Source organism: Nonomuraea sp. CA-218870 (genome assembly GCF_050936535.1).
Taxonomy (GTDB): domain Bacteria; phylum Actinomycetota; class Actinomycetes; order Streptosporangiales; family Streptosporangiaceae; genus Nonomuraea; species Nonomuraea corallina.
Window position 1 is genome coordinate 5595480 of the sequence record NZ_JBNJMN010000001.1, and the last position, 15392, is coordinate 5610871.

Sequence of the window (15392 nt, forward strand, 5' to 3'; positions counted from 1 at the left end):
GCGGGAATCACGTGTTACGCGCCAGCCATGCTTCCCGGTGCGCTGCCGCCCGCTCGTCCGCGGCGGCCAGGGCAGTTCGCGGCACGCTCTCGGCCATCCAGTCCGCCAGCGTGCTCCGCATGGCGGTCACGAACCGCTCGCCGGGAGCAGTCAGCCGACCGCTGTCGAGCAGCGTTCCCGTCGCCTCGTACGCGGCCTGCCGCCAGTGCGCGAACTCGACGTGCGCCTGCTGGTCCGTATCGTGGGCACGCTCACGGCGCCAGAAACCCGCGACTCCTACGTGCGCGTATACGCCCTGCAGCAAGCCTGCCAGCGGCCGGGGGTCGGGACGCCAGGGCGCGTAGTATCCGCCGTCGTCCGGCTCCAGCAACTCCAGGATGTCCAGCACCGCGCCGAGCTTCGCGTGCTGGACCTCGTGCGCGAACGTGTAAGCGAGCCATCGCCACTCATGAGGAGTCGACATACCGATGGCACCGAATCTGTCCCGGGCCGTAGCACTGTTCATGCGGTATTCCGGACCGGTAATGGGTGTCAGCACGGAGACGATTTCGGCGGTCTCATCGGCGAGCGTCCAATGCCGCGCTTTCAGCACTTGCCATGAGACCTGGAGATATTCGCGCCAGATGTCCAGTTCGGCCGTGGACAGTCTGTCGTCGGGCACGTTGTCGGGGGACCACCGGAAGGGGTCCAGGTCGTCCACCCATAGGCTGAAGCCGTCCACGCCGATGCGCCGCAACGGCCGCCAGAACTGCCCCTCGTCATCGTGGACGTTCACCCGCCGCCCACCCACCTCGACCGTGCCGTCGGCATGCAGGTGCAGGTCTACCAGGTCGGCCTTCCCCGGGATCACGATCTCACCCAGCGACGGCAGCATGATCCGGCCGTCCGGCGCGGGTACCTCGACGCGCACCGGACGGCATGCCCTGATCGCGGCTACCGCCGCCAGCGCACCGAGCTGGACACTGCCGGAGAAGTCCGCGGTTTCACGCGACCGGATGACGTGCGACGCCCACGCTCCGACCGCCGGATGAGCGATCACACTCTCCACGGCTCGCGGCGCGTGCTTCTCGACCTCGGCGAGCAGGTCGTACGCCCGCCCCACGGCCGGATGGGAGCCCGCGAGCCGGACGACGCCCAACACGAGCAGCCGGTGCTTGCTGCGCTCGGCCGCCACAAGCTGGCGGGCGGCCTCCGCGCCGCCGCCACCGGACGCCAGCCGGGCGAGGATGTCATCGGGCAACCGGTGAACTCGTGGGTTCATGGGGGTCCCTTCGGAAGCCGGGCTCTGCGAAGATCGGCAACAAGCCGTTGGCGGATGTGGCCGATCAGCCGATACAGGTCGGGGCAGTAGACGGACGGGTTCAGGAATCCGGTGCCCCGGCGGTAGCGGTGCGTGTAGAGGCCGGCCCCGCAGACCCTGCTGTAGGCGCACTCCTTGCACGTGTCGCTGAGTCCTTCGAAGGCCAGTTGACGCGCCACCACGCCTGGGTGCTGGAGCGCGTGATCGAACGAGTGGTCGACGATGTTCAGCCCAGTCGCCGGCGCTCCGTGCCCGACGGCCTTCAGTGAGTCCGTCTGCTCCATCGTCCCGTCGGTTTCGATCACTACCAGGGTGGACGGAGTGAGGCCTACGGACTCACTGGCGGAGGCGCGACCGAGGAGCAAATGGATGATCTCCTGAAAGAGCCGGACGACGGTCTCTCCACTGGCTCCGTACCAGCGATCGAAGGCCGCCACCAGCCAGTCTCCGTAGGGTGTCGCGCCAGGGTCGGGCACACGGCCCGGAGGCGGCACGTCCCAGGTGCCATGCGGAAGGAGGAAGTCGATCACCGGCGGCTGGAAGTGCAGCAAGGATTCGTACGTGGCCACCGGGTCATTCGCCAGATCTACCGTGCACAGCAGGCCGTTGTAGAGGTGGCGGAATTCCGGCTCCACCAGAAGGGTGAGCGCTTCCGCGACGGCCGGATAGCTGCTGCGGCCGTCCGCATAGCGGCGGTTCCGGTCATTGCCGTCAGAGGTGCCGTCCAGGCTCACCCCCACCTGGATGCCCTCTTCCGCGAAGGCCCGCAGTACGTCCTTGTCCAGAAGCACGCCGTTGGTCTGGACGACGGCGTCGACCCGCACCTCGAGACCAGCCTTTTCCCGGACGAGCCGGACAGCCTGCCGTAGGTAGTCGGCACCCGCCAGCAGGGGTTCGCCGCCGTGCAGGATCAGTCGCACGGAGTCGAGCGCGTGGTCCCGCGCGTGCTCCGCGATCCGCTGTGCGACCGTGTCCACCAGTTCGGGGGCCATGATCATGGGCCTGGATCGCCAGCTCTGGTCGGCGAGCGTGTAGACGTAGCAGTAGTCGCAGGCGAGGTTGCAGCGGCTGTGTGCTTTAAGAAGAAATTGACGGAAGGGGTGCGGACTCCACCCGTTTCGGAGCATTTCCGGGATGTCCAGAGTGCCTGGCCACTCTCGTGCGGGGTCTTCCCCTTGGTCAATCACCCTTGGAACACCCCGCACCCGCCGGACAAGGAAGTGATTCCTGATGCTAACCGAGGCGCTCCCCGATGGGGAGGAGTTATTTGGGTAACCATAAATGCCAGAACTCAACCGCCATTACCGTCTCACCCTTTTCCGTGGAACCGCCGGTGAAGATCCCTGATCTCGTCCGCCAGCTCCCCCACCGGCCCCTCCACCGAAGCCCCCGGCACCACCTCCCGGATCGCCAGCGCCCGCACCGGCGCCGGAGCCACCCCCATCTCCCCCAGCCAGGCCGACAACTGCTCCGACGACGACGCGTACACGATCCGTCCGAGCCCCACCCACCCATGCGCCGCCGCGCACATCGGGCAGTGTTCGCCGGATGTGTACACGGTGGCCGCGGCCCGCTCCTCAGCGGTCAGGTTGGCAGCGGCCCAGCGGGCGAGTTCGAACTCGGGGTGGCGGGTGTGGTCGCCGGTCGCGACGACGTGGTTGTGGTCCTCGCCGAGGACGGTGCCGTCCCCGCTCACCAGCACGGATCCGAACGGCTCGTCCCCTGAGGCGAGGGCCTGGGCCGCGAGTCCGACACATCTGCGCAGGTAACGAAGGTCTGTCTCGTTCATGAGGATCACCCTGCCACGTCCATAAATGGGTTGATTGACGGTACTAGCCTTAGAAGGATGCCCCCTGATACGCGCGTTCCCGGTCGTCCCCTGCTCGAAAACACCTCCCTGTGGCGGCTGCGGCGCTATCTCCGCCCGTACGTCGGAAAGCTGGTCTTCATCTGGCTGGCCGCGATCGTCGGCATCGGGGCCGGCATCGCGCTGCCCCTGGTCGGCCAGCGGGTCGTGGACGGTCCGGTGCGTGACGGCGACGGGCGGGCGCTGCTGCTGCTCGGCTCGGTGGCGCTCGGGCTCGGCGTCGTCGAAGCGCTTCTCATCTTCCTGCGCCGGTGGGCGCAGATCGGCCCGGTGCTCGGGCTGGAGACGCGCATCCGCGACGACCTGTACCGGCACCTGCAGCGGCTGCCGATGAGCTTCCACGGCGCGTGGCAGTCGGGCCAGCTGCTGTCGCGGGCCACCACGGACCTGTCGACGATCCGCAGGTTCCTCGGCTTCGGCATGCTCTTCCTGGTCATGAACATCCTGCAGCTGATCACGGTGACCGTGCTGCTGCTGAACATGTACTGGCCGCTGGGCGTGCTCGTGGCCGTCTCGGCGGTGCCGATCGTCCTGCTCTCCCTGCGGTTCGAGAAGCGTTACATCCGCATCTCCCGTCAGGTGCAGGACGAGCAGGGCGACCTGGCGACGCTGGTCGAGGAGTCGGCCATCGGCATCCGCACGATCAAGGCGTTCGGCCGCCGCCACCACGTCTTCGAGCGCTACGACGAGGCGGCGCGCAAGCTGTACGGCACGTCGATGGACAAGGTGCGGCTGTCGGCGCGGTTCTTCACGTTCCTGGAGGTGATCCCCAACGTCACGCTGGCGCTGGTGCTGCTGCTCGGCGCGCTGGCCGTGGGAGAGGGCGCGCTGACGCTGGGCGCGCTGTTCGCGTTCACCACGCTGGTGCTCCAGCTGGTGTGGCCGATCGCCAGCCTCGGCTACATCCTGGCCATGGCCCAGGAGGCGATGACGGCCGCCGACCGGGTGCTGGAGGTCATGGACACGGTTCCGGCGATCAGCGGCGGGCCGGTCAGGATCGAACGGCCACGCGGTCACCTGCGGTTCGAGGGCGTGGAGTTCCGCTTCCCCGGCGCCGACCGGCCGGTCCTGCGCGACCTGTGGCTGGAGGTGCGGCCGGGCGAGACGGTCGCGGTGGTGGGCGCCACCGGCTCGGGCAAGACCACGCTGACCGCGCTCGTCCCGCGGCTGCTCGACGTCACCGGGGGCCGGGTCACGATCGACGGCAGGGACGTGCGCGACCTGGAGCTGCCCGAGCTCCGCTCGATCGTGGCGACGGCGTTCGAGGAGCCGACGCTGTTCTCGATGAGCGTGCGCGAGAACCTGACGCTCGGCCGCCAGGACGCCACGGAGGAAGAGCTGGACAGCGCCATCCGCACCGCGCAGGCGATGTTCGTGTACGACCTGCCGTGGGGGCTCGACACCCGGATCGGCGAGCAGGGCATGTCGCTGTCCGGCGGCCAGCGGCAGCGGCTGGCCCTGGCCAGGGCGGTGCTGAGCAGGCCGAGGATCCTCGTGCTTGACGACACCCTGTCGGCGCTGGACGTGGAGACGGAGGCGCTGGTCGAGGCCGCGCTGCGGGAGGTGCTGCGCGAGGCCACCGGCATCGTGGTGGCGCACCGGGCCTCCACGGTGCTGCTGGCCGACAAGGTGGCGCTGCTCGACGGCGGCACGATCACGCACGTGGGCCGCCACCACGAGCTGCTGGCGCAGGTGCCCGAGTACCGGCAGCTCCTCGCCCAGGACGCCGATCTGGACCCGTCGGAAGGAGCCCTGCGTTGACCTCCGCCACGACCGACTGGCGCGGCGTCGCCTCCGAGGACCAGGACGAGCTGACGGACCAGGTGAGCGGCCTGCTGCGGGCCCGTTCCCGCAGGCTGCTGCGCGACCTGCTGGCCCCGCACCGCAAGGCCATCGCGGTGCTCACCGCTGTGATCATCGCCTCCAGCGGGGCCGGGCTGGCCATCCCCTTCCTGGTGAAGGTCGGCATCGACGAGGGCATCCCGCCGATGCTGCGCGGCGGTGGCGCGGGCACGTTGCTGATGGTGGTGGGCGTGATCCTGGCCGCGGCCGCCGCGCAGGCGCTCACCCGGCAGGCGTTCCTCAGGATGTCGGGCCGGATCGGCCACGAGATCCTGCTGGAGCTGCGACGGAGGGTGTTCGCCCACTTCCAGCGGCTGTCGCTGAGCTTCCACGAGAAGTACACCTCCGGCCGGGTCATCTCGCGGCTCACCTCCGACATCGAGGCGATCGCCGAGCTGCTCCAGGCCGGCTTCGACGGGCTGGTGACGGCGGTCCTGACGATGATCGGCACGGCCGTGCTGCTGCTCGTCCTGGACCTGGAGCTGGGGCTGGTGGCGCTCGTCCCGCTGCCCGTCCTGCTGCTGTTCACCCGGTGGTTCCGCCGGCAGTCGGCGATCGTCTACCGGCGCACCAGGGAGACGGTGGCGCTGGTCATCGTGCACTTCGTCGAGTCGATGACCGGCATCCGCGCGGTGCAGGCGTTCCGCCGTGAGCCGCGCAACCAGGAGATCTTCGAACGGCTCGACGACGACTACCGCCAGGCCAACGCGCGCAGCATGAAGCTGATCGCGGTGTTCATGCCGGGCATCAAGCTGATCGGCAACCTGACGGTGGCGGCCGTGCTGTTCTACGGCGGCTGGCTGGCCTTCCACGGCGAGGTCACGGTGGGCGTGCTCACGGCGTTCCTGCTCTACCTGCGCGGCTTCTACGAGCCGATGCAGGAGATCAGCCAGTTCTACAACACGCTCCAGTCGGCCGGCGCGGCGCTGGAGAAGCTGTCGGGCGTGCTGGAGGAGGAACCGTCGGTGCCGGAGCCGCGCGGCCCGCGCGCGCTGCCGTCCGCGCGCGGCGAGGTGCGCTTCGAGGGCGTCCGGTTCGCGTACGTGGAATCGACGCCGATCCTGCCGGGCCTGGACCTGACGATCCCGGCGGGGCAGAGCGTGGCGCTGGTCGGCTCGACCGGGGCGGGCAAGACGACGCTGGCCAAGCTCATCTCGCGTTTCTACGACCCGACCGCGGGCCGGGTGCTGCTGGACGGGGCCGATCTGCGCGAGCTGGACGAGGCCACGCTGCGGCGGGCCGTGATCATGGTGACGCAGGAGAACTTCCTGTTCAACGGGTCCGTCCTGGACAACCTCCGGTTCGGCCGGCCGGGCGCGACCGAGCGGCAGGCGCGCGAGGCGGCGCAGGCGATCGGCGCGCACGACTTCATCACCTCGCTGCCCGACGGCTACCACACGGACGTGGGCAAGCAGGGCGGCCGCATGTCGGCGGGCCAGCGTCAGCTGGTGGCGTTCGCGCGGGCGTTCCTGGCCGACCCGGCGGTGCTCATCCTGGACGAGGCGACCTCCAGCCTGGACGTGCCGAGCGAGCGGCTGGTGCAGCGGGCGCTGCGCACCATCCTGGCCGACCGCACGGCGCTGATCATCGCCCACCGGCTGTCGACGGTGGAGATCGCCGACCGGGTGCTGGTCATGGAGCGCGGCGAGATCGTCGAGGACGGGCCGCCGGACCGGCTGGTGGCCGCCGACGGCCGCTTCGCCGGCCTGCACCGCGCCTGGCTGGAGAGCCTCTCCTAGCGCGGCCCCGCGGCCGCGCCTTCCCGCCTCACCGGCTGGTCAGGTCTCGATCCAGCGGCGCCGTTTCGGCACCGGGCTGACCAGCGGGGTGGGATCGGAGGCGGCGCGGCCCGCGGGCCGGGTCAGCTCCGGGTGGCGGGCGAGATAGCCCTCGGGGAACCGGGCCGCCTGGCGGCAGCCGCACCTCGGGCACATCTCGGTGACCGAGGGCGGCGTCACCGGGACACCCCCGCGCAGCCAGACCTCCCCGCCGTCGCGGGCGTCGGCCTGCCGGACGAGGTATTCCTCCTCCCACACGTGCCAGCAGCTCCGGCACTCGAAGGGGACCCGTCTGAGCTCTTCCTTCATGAGGTCACCTCCCTCTCCTACGAGTCTCCGCCCGCCTCCCGCGCCCCCGCAACCCGTCCTCACCGCACCGTCAGCACGAACACGAGAGCGCCGGCGACGACGGCGAGCGTGCCGAGCCAGGCGAACACCGCGTCGGCCTGGTGACCCAGCGGCCGGCCGCCGTGCAGCGCCTCCTGGACCCGGCGGAAGCGGGTGCCGGTCCTGATGAGCAGGATCCCGCCGCACAGCGCCGCCACCGCGAACGCGGCCACCGCCGGGAGCGGCAGCCCGGCGCGCGTCGCCAGCCCGGCGGCGCCCAGGCCGCCGGTCGCCAGCGCGACGGCGGTGCGCACCCAGGCCAGGCGGGTTCGCTCGCTCTGCAGCCCCTCGTCCCAGATCTCGTCCGGCGCGCCCATGGTCAGGCGGCGAGCAGGATCATCACCAGGGCCAGCACCGCGACGGTGGCGACCCCGTACCCGAACACGGACGCCAGCGCGGGCGGCGGGAGGGGCGCCTGGGAGCGCAGCGCGCGCTGGATGTTGCGCCAGCGCGGGTAGGCCAGGCCGGCGGCCAGCGCCGACAGCGCGACCAGCATGACGGCCAGGGTGGTGCGCAGCCATGGCACGAAGTCCTCGGCGGGAACCGCGGCCATGGCCACGCCGCCCGCGCTGAGCGCCAGGGCGGTGCTCAGCCAGGTGAGGAACGTCCGCTCGTTGGCCAGGGTGAAACGCGGGTCAGGCTCCATGGGAAAACGGTATTTCGGGACCATTCTCCCTAGAGAAAGCGGGGTTAGCCTCCGGTGCAGGCCTCGGTGATCCGCTGGACGTAGGCGGCGGTCTCGGAGCTGACCTTCTGGGCGGCGTCGACGGCGTCGTTGACGTCCTTGACGTTGATGCCCGCCAGTGTGGTGGCGAGGTTGTCCGAGGCCTCCTTGATGGTGGTGTTGGCCGCCTGGTCGGCGAGGTCGTTGAGCTTGGCGGCGGTGTCGTCGAGGGCCTTCTCCATGGCCTGCGGGTCGTTGGCCAGCTGGGTGAGCTGCCCGGTCAGGTCAGCGACGATCTTGGGGGCCTCCAGGCAGGCCTGGGCCCGGTCGATCGAGGTGTTGACCTCCACGCAGCCTGTCGTGGCGAGCGCGAGCGCGGGGACGACGGCGAGGGACGCGAACCGGCGATAGCGGCGAGACATGTCCCGACCCTACCCAACGGCCCGCGTCCACGTGATCAGAGCTTGGCGAAACAAGGGCCGTCGAAGGTGTAGGACTTGGCGGTCGGCCCGGTGAAGAAGTCCCGCACCTCGGTGACGCCGGTCGGCGCGCTGTCGTCGGGCTTGTTGATGAGCGTCTGGCGGAAGGCGGCGGTGTCGGGGTCGTCGGCGTAGTTGCCGGCCTCGGGCGGCAGCATGCCCTCGTAGTCGACGGTCTTGAGCGACTTGACGGCGGCGAGCAGGCCGGCGCGGCTGATGTCGCCGTCGGCGACCATCTTCTCCAGCGCGGCCTTCATCGGGTACGCCCACGCCCAGCCGGAGGTGTAGCCGTCGTTGGGGGTGACGCCGGGCAGGGATGCGCGCATGGCCTGGTGGCCGGGTGTGTCGGCGTTCCACGACCTGCCGGGGGACGACTGCTCGTACAGGGCCTTGAGCGCCTCGGCGGCGGGCGACTTGAGCAGGGCGGGGTTCCAGGTGGGGGCGGTGCCGATGAAGCGGCCCTTGAAGCCGGCCGCGGCGCTCTGGCCGACGATGGTGGCGGCGTCGGCCGGGCCGGTGGTGAGGATCACCAGGTCCGGCTCGGCGCGGGTGATCTCGGTGATGGCGCGGCCCTGCTCGGTGGCGCCGGGCGGGGTCTCGACGCTGGTGAACTCCAGCCCGTGCGCCTCGGCAGCGACCTTGGCGCCGGCCGCGGCGTCCGCGCCGTAGTCGCCGGCCAGGTGCACGGCCATCACGGACTTGGGCCGGTAGGCCTCCATGGCGTAGTCGACGGCGTTCATCGCCTCGACGCAGTAGCTCGCGCCGGTCTCGATGACCACGTCCTCGAACTCCCACGCCGAGGTCCAGGAGGCGGGGGCCGACACGACGCTGCTCGCCTTGAGGTCGCCGATGATGGCCGCGGTGGTGGGCGAGCCGAGCGTCTGGGCCAGGCCGAGCACCTGCTCCTTGATCTCGTTGTAGACCTGGCGGTGCACCTCGGGGTTGTACTTGTTGTCGCGGACGTAGCGGGTGACGTCCACCTCGTACTTGCCGCCGATGCCGCCGGCCTTGTTGACCCGGGCCCAGAATGCCTTCTGCGCGTCGGTGATCGGCACCGCCAGGGCGGCGAACGGCCCCGCGGTCAGGTCGGAGATGGTGCCGAGGTAGATGCATCCCTTGCCGCTGTCGACGGCGGAGGGACAGGGCTCGCTGGTGACTCCCGTCGTCCGGGCGCTCTGTCCGCCCTCGTCGTCCCCCCGGAAGACGCCGCATGCGGACAGAAGTGCCACTGCTGCCGTGATAGCCACCACATAGCGACTCTTCATGAAAAATCCTTTCTAGTAGGAGAAAGGCCAGGATTTCCAGTAGTTCCGTACGCGGATCCAGAGGCCGAACAGGCCCCGCGGCTCGAAGATGAGGAACAGCACGATCAGCAGCCCGTAGAGCACGGTCTCGACCTGGAACACGTTCGGCGTCTGCGTGGTGTCGCCGCTGATGACGGGCACCAGCGCGGGCAGCGCCCGGGTCAGCGGCTGCAGCAGCGAGAGGAACAGGGCGCCCGCGATCGCCCCGGAGACGGTGGCCACGCCGCCGATCAGGACCATCGCGATGAACTGCACGGACAGCAGCAGGTTGAACGAACCCGGCTCGACATAGCCGGACAGGGTGAACAGCAGCGCGCCCGCGCACCCGGCGTAGAAGGACGAGACGCCGAACGCGAGCACCTTGTAGCGGGTGAGCGGCACCCCGATGACGGCGGCGGCGATGTCGCGGTCGCGGATGGCCGCGAAGGCGCGGCCGACGCGGGAGCGGCCCAGGTTCCGCGCGGCGACCGCGAAGACCACGAGCAGGACCAGCATGAGCAGGTAGAGCTGCTGCTCGCGGGTGCCGAACGCGCCGTCCTGGTCGAGCCTGACGCCGAGCAGGGTGGGCACGGCGGCCTCCCGGCCGACGCCGACGCCGCCGGTCAGCTCCTGCCACTCCTTGAAGACGTGCTCGCCGAGGAAGACCAGCCCGAGCGTGACGATGGCCAGGTAGAGCCCGCGCAGCCGGGTGGCGAGCGGCGCCACGAGCACCCCGGCCGCGCCGGCGGCGAGCCCCGCCGCGGGCAGCCAGATCCAGATCTCGGTGATCCCGTACCCGAGGGTGTCGCCGCCGGGCGGCCCGGACAGGGCGGCGGCGGTGTAGGCGCCGATGGCGACGAAGAACGCGTGCCCCAGCGAGACCTGGCCCGCGTACCCGGTGACGATGTTGAGCCCGATCGCCCCGATGGCGAGCACGTACGCGGCGGCGAGCACCTCCAGCGCCGGGTCGGTGAGCACCGCCGACAGCGCCAGCGCCAGCAGCACGAGGGCCGCGGCCGACACCCGCTTGGCCCGGGTGTCGAGCAGCGCCATGTCCTGGGCGTAGGAGGTGTAGAGCAGCGGCCGCCCGCGCACCCGGCGGGACCGGCCGGTCGGTATGGCAGGGGCGGCGGAAGGACCGCCCGTCCGCGTTCCGGTCATACCCGCTCGACCTCCCGGGTGCCGAACAGCCCGTACGGCCTGACCAGCAGGACGACGAGCATGACCACGTACGGCGAGACGATCGCGAAGTTCTGTCCCAGCCACGGCAGGTAGGCGCCCTGGTACGACTGGAACAGCGACTCGACCACCCCGATCACCAGCCCGCCCACGACGGCGCCGCCGAGCGAGTCGAGCCCGCCCACGATGATCGCGGGCAGGGCCTTGAGCGCGACGATCCAGGTGGTCTGCTCGATGCCCTGGCCGGTGCCGACGAACATGCCGGCCACCGCCGCCAGGAACCCGGCCAGCGCCCATGACACCGCGAACACCGCGCTGACGGAGACGCCCTGCGCCAGCGCGGTCTCCTGGTCGTAGGCGGCGGCCCGCATGGCCAGCCCGAACCTGCTGTGGCGGAAGAACACGAACAGCAGCGTGACCAGCACCGCGGCGGCGGCCATCATGGCCGGCCAGCGCTGCTGCACGACCAGCGGGCCGAGCGAGACCAGGTCGAACCCCCACGGGTCGCCGACCTGGCGCACGTCCCTGCCGATGAGGCCGTTGACCACCACCCGCACCACCACGTCGACGCCGAGGGTGATGATCGCCACCACGAACACCGGCCGGCCCACCATCGGCCGGATCGCCACCCGTTCGATGCCGAGGGCGACGGCGGCGATGAGCAGCGCGGCGAGCAGCGCCCCGAGGTAGAACCCGGCGACGGGGGCGAGGTAGCTGACCGCCACCGCGCCGGCCAGCATGAGCGCGGGCTGGGCGAAGCTGATCACCCGCGTGGCCTTGTAGATGATCACGAAGCCGAGGGCGAGCAGCGCGTACACCGACCCGTTGCCCAGCCCTCTGATGATCGTCTCCAGGGCGCCGGTCACCGCGCGTACATCCCTTCGACCAGGTCCTCGAAGAGCTCGGCGACGGCGCCGCGCTTGACCTTCTGGGTGGCGGTCAGCTCGCCGTCCTCGTGGTCGAGCTCCTTGGGCAGGAACGCGAAGCGCTTGACCTGCTCGGCCCGCGCGAACCGGGTGTTGACCTCGTCCACGATGCCCTGCACCAGCGCCCGCGTCTCGGGCTTGCCGGACAGGTCGCGGTAGGTGGTGTACGGGATGCGCCGCCGCCTGGCCCACTCCCCCACCGTGTCCGGCTCGATGCCGATGAGCGCGACGAGGTAGGGACGCTGGTCCCCGATGACGACGGCCTCCTTGACGTACGGGGACGCCTTGAGCGCGTTCTCGATCTCGCTGGGGGCGACGTTCTTGCCGCCGGCGGTGATGATGACGTCCTTCATCCGGTCGGTGATCCGCACGTGGGTGCCGTCCACCCACTCGCCGACGTCGCCGGTGCGCAGCCAGCCGTCCGGTTCGAGCACGTCGGCGGTGGCGCGCGGCCTGCCCCAGTAGCCGGCGAACGTGCCCCGGTGCCTGGTCATGATCTCGCCAGTGGCCTCGTCGATCCTCAGCTCGACGCCCGGGTGCGGCTCACCGACGGTGCCGAGCCGGACCCGGCCCGGCCGGTTGGCCGTGGCGATGGCGGTATTCTCGCTCATCCCGTACACCTCGTGCATCGGGATGCCGAGGCCCATGTAGAACTTGAGCACGTCCGGCGCGATCGGGGCGGCGCCGGAGGCGGCGTAGCGCACGCGGCGCATGCCGAGCCGCTCACGCAGCGCCCGGTAGCAGAACACCCACCCGGCCGCGTACAGCAGACGGGTGGCGGCGGTGTGCGTGCCGCCGGTGCGCACCAGCGTGTCGCCGATGCGGTCGGCGACCCGCAGCCAGAACCGGCCGACGGCCTTCTTGACCGGCGAGGCGGACTCCAGCCGGATGTCCACCTGGGCGAGCACCTTCTCCCAGATGCGCGGCACGCCGAACAGGATCGTCGGCTGCACCTCGCGCAGGTTGGCCTGGACGGTGTCGATGGACTCGGCGAAGTTCACCTGGACCCCGGCGGCGGCGTTGAACCAGACGGTGAAGGCCCGCTCGGCGACGTGGCACAGCGGCAGGTACGACAGCGTCAGGTCGCTCGGCGACGGCGGCGGGGAGGCGAAGCCGCCGCCCAGCACGAGCGTCTCTATGGCGAACTCGATGTTGCCGGCGGTGAGCATGACGCCCTTGGGCGGCCCGGTGGTGCCGGAGGTGTAGATGAGGGTGGCCACGTCGCCGGGCCGCGCGCCGGCCGTCCGGGCGTCGAGCGCGCCGGGGTCCCGGTCGCGGTGCCCGGCGCCGAGCGCGAGCAGCTCCTCCCACGGCATCAGCCGCGGGTCGGTGTAGCGGCCGCGGATGCCGCGCGGCTCGACGTAGACGACATGCCGCAGCTGGGGGCACTCGTCGATGACGGCCAGCGCCTTGTCGACCTGCTCCTGGTCCTCGGCGATGAGGATCTTCGCGCCGGAGTCGGCCAGCAGGTACGCGACCTCGGCGGGCGGGTTCGTCGGGTAGAGGCCGACGGTGACGCCGCGGGCCGCGACCGTGCCGAGGTCGCCGTAGAGCCACTCGGGGCGGTTCTCGGCGTGGATGGCGACGCGGTCGCCGGGCTCGACCCCGAGCGCGAGCAGCGCGTGCCCGACCAGCTCCACCCGCTCCCAGTAGGCGGCCCAGGTCACCTCCTTCCAGATGCCGAAGTCCTTGTGCCGCATGGCGACCGCGTCCGGGGTCGCCGCGGCCCGGTCGCGGACCCGGGTGACGAGGCTGGTGAGCGTGGCGGCGACGGGGGTGGCGGTCATGCGGTCCCTCCCAGGTAGGCCTCGACGACCCGCGGGGCCTGCTGCACCTCGGCCGGGGTGCCGAGCGCGACCGGGCGGCCGAAGTCCAGCACCAGCACCCGGTCGGCGAGGTCCATGACCAGGCCCATGTCGTGGTCGACGAGCACGATCGGGATGCCCAGTTCGTCGCGGATGTCCAGGACGAACCTGGCCATGTCCTCGGTCTCCTCCAGGTTCATCCCGGCGACCGGCTCGTCGAGCAGCAGCAGCCGGGGCTCCATGGCGAGCGCCCGGCCCAGCTCCACCCGCTTCTGGACGCCGTAGGGCAGCAGCCGCACGGGATGGCGGCGCCACGCCTCCAGCTCCAGGAAGTTGATGATGTCCTCGACCTCGGCGCGGGCGGCCAGCTCGGCGCGGCGGGCCCGGCCGGACCACCACAGGGCGGACAGCGCCCCGTAGCGGAAGTGGTGGTGACGGCCGAGCATGAGGTTGTCCAGCACGGTCAGGTTGTGGAACAGCTCCACGTTCTGGAACGTCCTGGCCATCCCCATCGCGGCGATCTGGTGCGGGCGGCGCGCCAGCAGGTCCTCGCCGAGGAAGCGGACCCGCCCCGACTGCGGCCGATAGACGCCGGACAGCACGTTGAACACCGACGTCTTGCCCGCGCCGTTGGGGCCGATGACGGCCAGCAGCTCCGCCGGGCCGACCTCGAACGAGACGCCGTCGATGGCCTTGACCCCGGCGAAGCTGAGGTGCACGTCCACCACCTCCAGGATGCTCACGACAGCCACCGCTTCCTGCGCTTGTAGTGCTTGACCTCGCGGAAGGAGCGGACCGCGCCGAGGTAGAACTCCTTGATGTCCTCGTCGGCCAGCAGTTCGGCGGCGGGCTTGTCCATGACGACCTTCCCGGTCTCCATGACGTAGCCGTGGCTGGCGATGGACAGCGCCATGGTGGCGTTCTGCTCGACCAGCAGCACCGTGGTGCCCTGCCGGTTGATCTCCACCACGAGGTCGCGCACCTGGGCGACGAGCGAGGGGGCCAGGCCCAGGCTGGGCTCGTCCATCAGCAGGTAGCGGGGGCCGGCCATGAGGGCGCGGCCCACGGCCAGCATCTGCTGCTCGCCGCCGGACAGGTAGCCGGCCACGCTCCCGCGCCGCTCGCGCAGCACCGGGAACAGCCCGTACACCCGGTCCAGGTGGGACTCGGCGGCGGTGTGGCCGCCGACCCTGAGGTTCTCCTCGACGGTCAGCTCGGCCAGGATGCGCCGGCCCTCCATGACCTGGCTGATGCCGCGCCGGACGATCTGGGCGGGCCTCAGGTGGTGGATCGGCTCGCCCTCAAGGGTGACGGCGCCCTTGGTGACCTCGCCGTCGTGCACGTCGAGCAGCCCCGACAGGGCGCGCAGCAGCGTCGTCTTGCCCGCGCCGTTCGCGCCGAGGAGCGCCACGATGGAGCCGGGCGGGACGACCAGGCTCACGCCTCGCAGCACCAGCATCACGTCGTCGTAGACGACCTCGAGATTGCGGACTTCGAGCACCGCGGCTCCCGGGTTTGTGGTATAGGTCACACCCCGATGAGCACAGAGTCCACGTTCCTCCGACACGCAGCAAGGGGTCTGGCCGAAATCGCTGCCAACCTGTGTTTAAGATCGCGGACATGGCGACATGCGAGCATCTGAATCAGGCCGACGACCCCCAGGCGCGCACCCCCGAGGGATGCGAGGAGTGCCTGGCGGCGGACGGCCGGTGGGTCCATCTGCGCCGCTGCCTGAGCTGCGGCCACATCGGCTGCTGCGACTCCTCGCCCGGCAAGCACGCCACGGCCCACTACCAGGGCACCGGGCATCCGGTGGTGCAGTCGTTCGAGCCGGGCGAGACCTGGCGCTGGTGCTACGCCGACAGCCGGATGGGCTAGCGCG

General features: G+C 70.8%; 16 protein-coding genes. 3 read left to right on the plus strand and 13 right to left on the minus strand.

The genetic code is table 11. From position 1 onward, the window contains the following. Positions 1-7: 7 nt before the first annotated feature. The 3 genes from ACQEUU_RS26765 to ACQEUU_RS26775 form a co-directional block, all read right to left on the minus strand. Positions 8-1261, minus strand: a complete 1254-nt coding sequence (locus tag ACQEUU_RS26765; protein ID WP_433070928.1) for an HEXXH motif domain-containing protein — start codon at positions 1259-1261, stop codon at positions 8-10. Beyond that, positions 1258-2427 carry an FxsB family cyclophane-forming radical SAM/SPASM peptide maturase gene (locus tag ACQEUU_RS26770; RefSeq protein ID WP_433071994.1) on the minus strand — a complete coding sequence of 390 codons (1170 nt, stop codon included), beginning with the start codon at positions 2425-2427 and terminating at the stop codon, positions 1258-1260. The genes ACQEUU_RS26765 and ACQEUU_RS26770 overlap by 4 nt, the downstream gene beginning before the upstream one ends. Positions 2428-2609: 182 nt before the next feature. Further along, the gene (locus ACQEUU_RS26775; protein ID WP_433070931.1) at positions 2610-3089 is read right to left on the minus strand and encodes a nucleoside deaminase; all 480 of its coding nucleotides are present in this window, start codon (positions 3087-3089) and stop codon (positions 2610-2612) included. 57 nt (positions 3090-3146) lie between these two features. On the opposite strand from ACQEUU_RS26775, the gene ACQEUU_RS26780 reads away from it, so the two are divergent. Further along, the gene (locus tag ACQEUU_RS26780; protein ID WP_433070934.1) at positions 3147-4928 is read left to right on the plus strand and encodes an ABC transporter ATP-binding protein; all 1782 of its coding nucleotides are present in this window, start codon (positions 3147-3149) and stop codon (positions 4926-4928) included. Then, the gene (locus ACQEUU_RS26785) at positions 4925-6748 is read left to right on the plus strand and encodes an ABC transporter ATP-binding protein (protein ID WP_433070937.1); all 1824 of its coding nucleotides are present in this window, start codon (positions 4925-4927) and stop codon (positions 6746-6748) included. The genes ACQEUU_RS26780 and ACQEUU_RS26785 overlap by 4 nt, the downstream gene beginning before the upstream one ends. A 39-nt stretch (positions 6749-6787) precedes the next feature. Here ACQEUU_RS26785 and ACQEUU_RS26790 read toward each other — a convergent pair whose 3' ends face one another. From ACQEUU_RS26790 to ACQEUU_RS26835, 10 genes are read right to left on the minus strand one after another with little or no spacing between them, the layout of a single operon-like run. After that, positions 6788-7096: a hypothetical protein gene (locus ACQEUU_RS26790; RefSeq protein ID WP_433070940.1), complete on the minus strand. Its 309-nt coding sequence runs from the start codon at positions 7094-7096 to the stop codon at positions 6788-6790. Between the two features lie 59 nt (positions 7097-7155). Beyond that, positions 7156-7491 (minus strand): DUF202 domain-containing protein, encoded by a 336-nt coding sequence (locus ACQEUU_RS26795; RefSeq protein WP_433070943.1) that lies wholly within the window; start codon positions 7489-7491, stop codon positions 7156-7158. A 2-nt stretch (positions 7492-7493) separates the two neighbouring features. Further along, positions 7494-7820: a YidH family protein gene (locus ACQEUU_RS26800; protein ID WP_270154023.1), complete on the minus strand. Its 327-nt coding sequence runs from the start codon at positions 7818-7820 to the stop codon at positions 7494-7496. Positions 7821-7864: 44 nt separating this feature from the next. Next, complete coding sequence (locus tag ACQEUU_RS26805; RefSeq protein WP_433070946.1) at positions 7865-8260, minus strand: hypothetical protein; 396 nt, start codon at positions 8258-8260, stop codon at positions 7865-7867. Positions 8261-8295: 35 nt separating this feature from the next. Further along, the gene (locus ACQEUU_RS26810) at positions 8296-9546 is read right to left on the minus strand and encodes an ABC transporter substrate-binding protein (protein ID WP_433070949.1); all 1251 of its coding nucleotides are present in this window, start codon (positions 9544-9546) and stop codon (positions 8296-8298) included. Between the two features lie 48 nt (positions 9547-9594). Next, the gene (locus tag ACQEUU_RS26815; RefSeq protein ID WP_433070952.1) at positions 9595-10761 is read right to left on the minus strand and encodes a branched-chain amino acid ABC transporter permease; all 1167 of its coding nucleotides are present in this window, start codon (positions 10759-10761) and stop codon (positions 9595-9597) included. Further along, on the minus strand, positions 10758-11645 hold the full coding sequence (locus ACQEUU_RS26820) for a branched-chain amino acid ABC transporter permease (protein ID WP_433070955.1): 888 nt from the start codon (positions 11643-11645) through the stop codon (positions 10758-10760). Before ACQEUU_RS26820 ends, ACQEUU_RS26815 begins: the two co-directional genes overlap by 4 nt. Next, positions 11642-13492 (minus strand): AMP-dependent synthetase/ligase, encoded by a 1851-nt coding sequence (locus tag ACQEUU_RS26825; protein ID WP_433070958.1) that lies wholly within the window; start codon positions 13490-13492, stop codon positions 11642-11644. The genes ACQEUU_RS26820 and ACQEUU_RS26825 overlap by 4 nt, the downstream gene beginning before the upstream one ends. After that, a complete protein-coding gene (locus ACQEUU_RS26830; protein ID WP_433070961.1) occupies positions 13489-14253 on the minus strand; it encodes an ABC transporter ATP-binding protein in 765 nt (254 codons plus the stop codon). The genes ACQEUU_RS26825 and ACQEUU_RS26830 overlap by 4 nt, the downstream gene beginning before the upstream one ends. After that, positions 14250-15041 (minus strand): ABC transporter ATP-binding protein, encoded by a 792-nt coding sequence (locus ACQEUU_RS26835; RefSeq protein ID WP_433070964.1) that lies wholly within the window; start codon positions 15039-15041, stop codon positions 14250-14252. The genes ACQEUU_RS26830 and ACQEUU_RS26835 overlap by 4 nt, the downstream gene beginning before the upstream one ends. 89 nt (positions 15042-15130) lie before the next feature. Here ACQEUU_RS26835 and ACQEUU_RS26840 point away from each other — a divergent pair, with 89 nt between their 5' ends. Next, complete coding sequence (locus ACQEUU_RS26840; RefSeq protein ID WP_270154015.1) at positions 15131-15388, plus strand: ubiquitin carboxyl-terminal hydrolase 14; 258 nt, start codon at positions 15131-15133, stop codon at positions 15386-15388. Positions 15389-15392: the final 4 nt, after the last annotated feature.

Excerpts from the sequence above, each read along its gene's own strand:
- ACQEUU_RS26825 (WP_433070958.1), bottom strand. The coding sequence starts at position 13,492 with ATGACCGCCACCCCCGTCGCCGCCACGCTCACCAGCCTCGTCACCCGG.
- ACQEUU_RS26840 (WP_270154015.1), top strand. The coding sequence starts at position 15,131 with ATGGCGACATGCGAGCATCTGAATCAGGCCGACGACCCCCAGGCGCGC.
- ACQEUU_RS26790 (WP_433070940.1), bottom strand. The coding sequence starts at position 7,096 with ATGAAGGAAGAGCTCAGACGGGTCCCCTTCGAGTGCCGGAGCTGCTGG.
- ACQEUU_RS26770 (WP_433071994.1), bottom strand. The coding sequence starts at position 2,427 with ATGCTCCGAAACGGGTGGAGTCCGCACCCCTTCCGTCAATTTCTTCTT.
- ACQEUU_RS26805 (WP_433070946.1), bottom strand. The coding sequence starts at position 8,260 with ATGTCTCGCCGCTATCGCCGGTTCGCGTCCCTCGCCGTCGTCCCCGCG.
- ACQEUU_RS26800 (WP_270154023.1), bottom strand. The coding sequence starts at position 7,820 with ATGGAGCCTGACCCGCGTTTCACCCTGGCCAACGAGCGGACGTTCCTC.
- ACQEUU_RS26775 (WP_433070931.1), bottom strand. The coding sequence starts at position 3,089 with ATGAACGAGACAGACCTTCGTTACCTGCGCAGATGTGTCGGACTCGCG.
- ACQEUU_RS26780 (WP_433070934.1), top strand. The coding sequence starts at position 3,147 with ATGCCCCCTGATACGCGCGTTCCCGGTCGTCCCCTGCTCGAAAACACC.
- ACQEUU_RS26815 (WP_433070952.1), bottom strand. The coding sequence starts at position 10,761 with ATGACCGGAACGCGGACGGGCGGTCCTTCCGCCGCCCCTGCCATACCG.
- ACQEUU_RS26795 (WP_433070943.1), bottom strand. The coding sequence starts at position 7,491 with ATGGGCGCGCCGGACGAGATCTGGGACGAGGGGCTGCAGAGCGAGCGA.
- ACQEUU_RS26765 (WP_433070928.1), bottom strand. The coding sequence starts at position 1,261 with ATGAACCCACGAGTTCACCGGTTGCCCGATGACATCCTCGCCCGGCTG.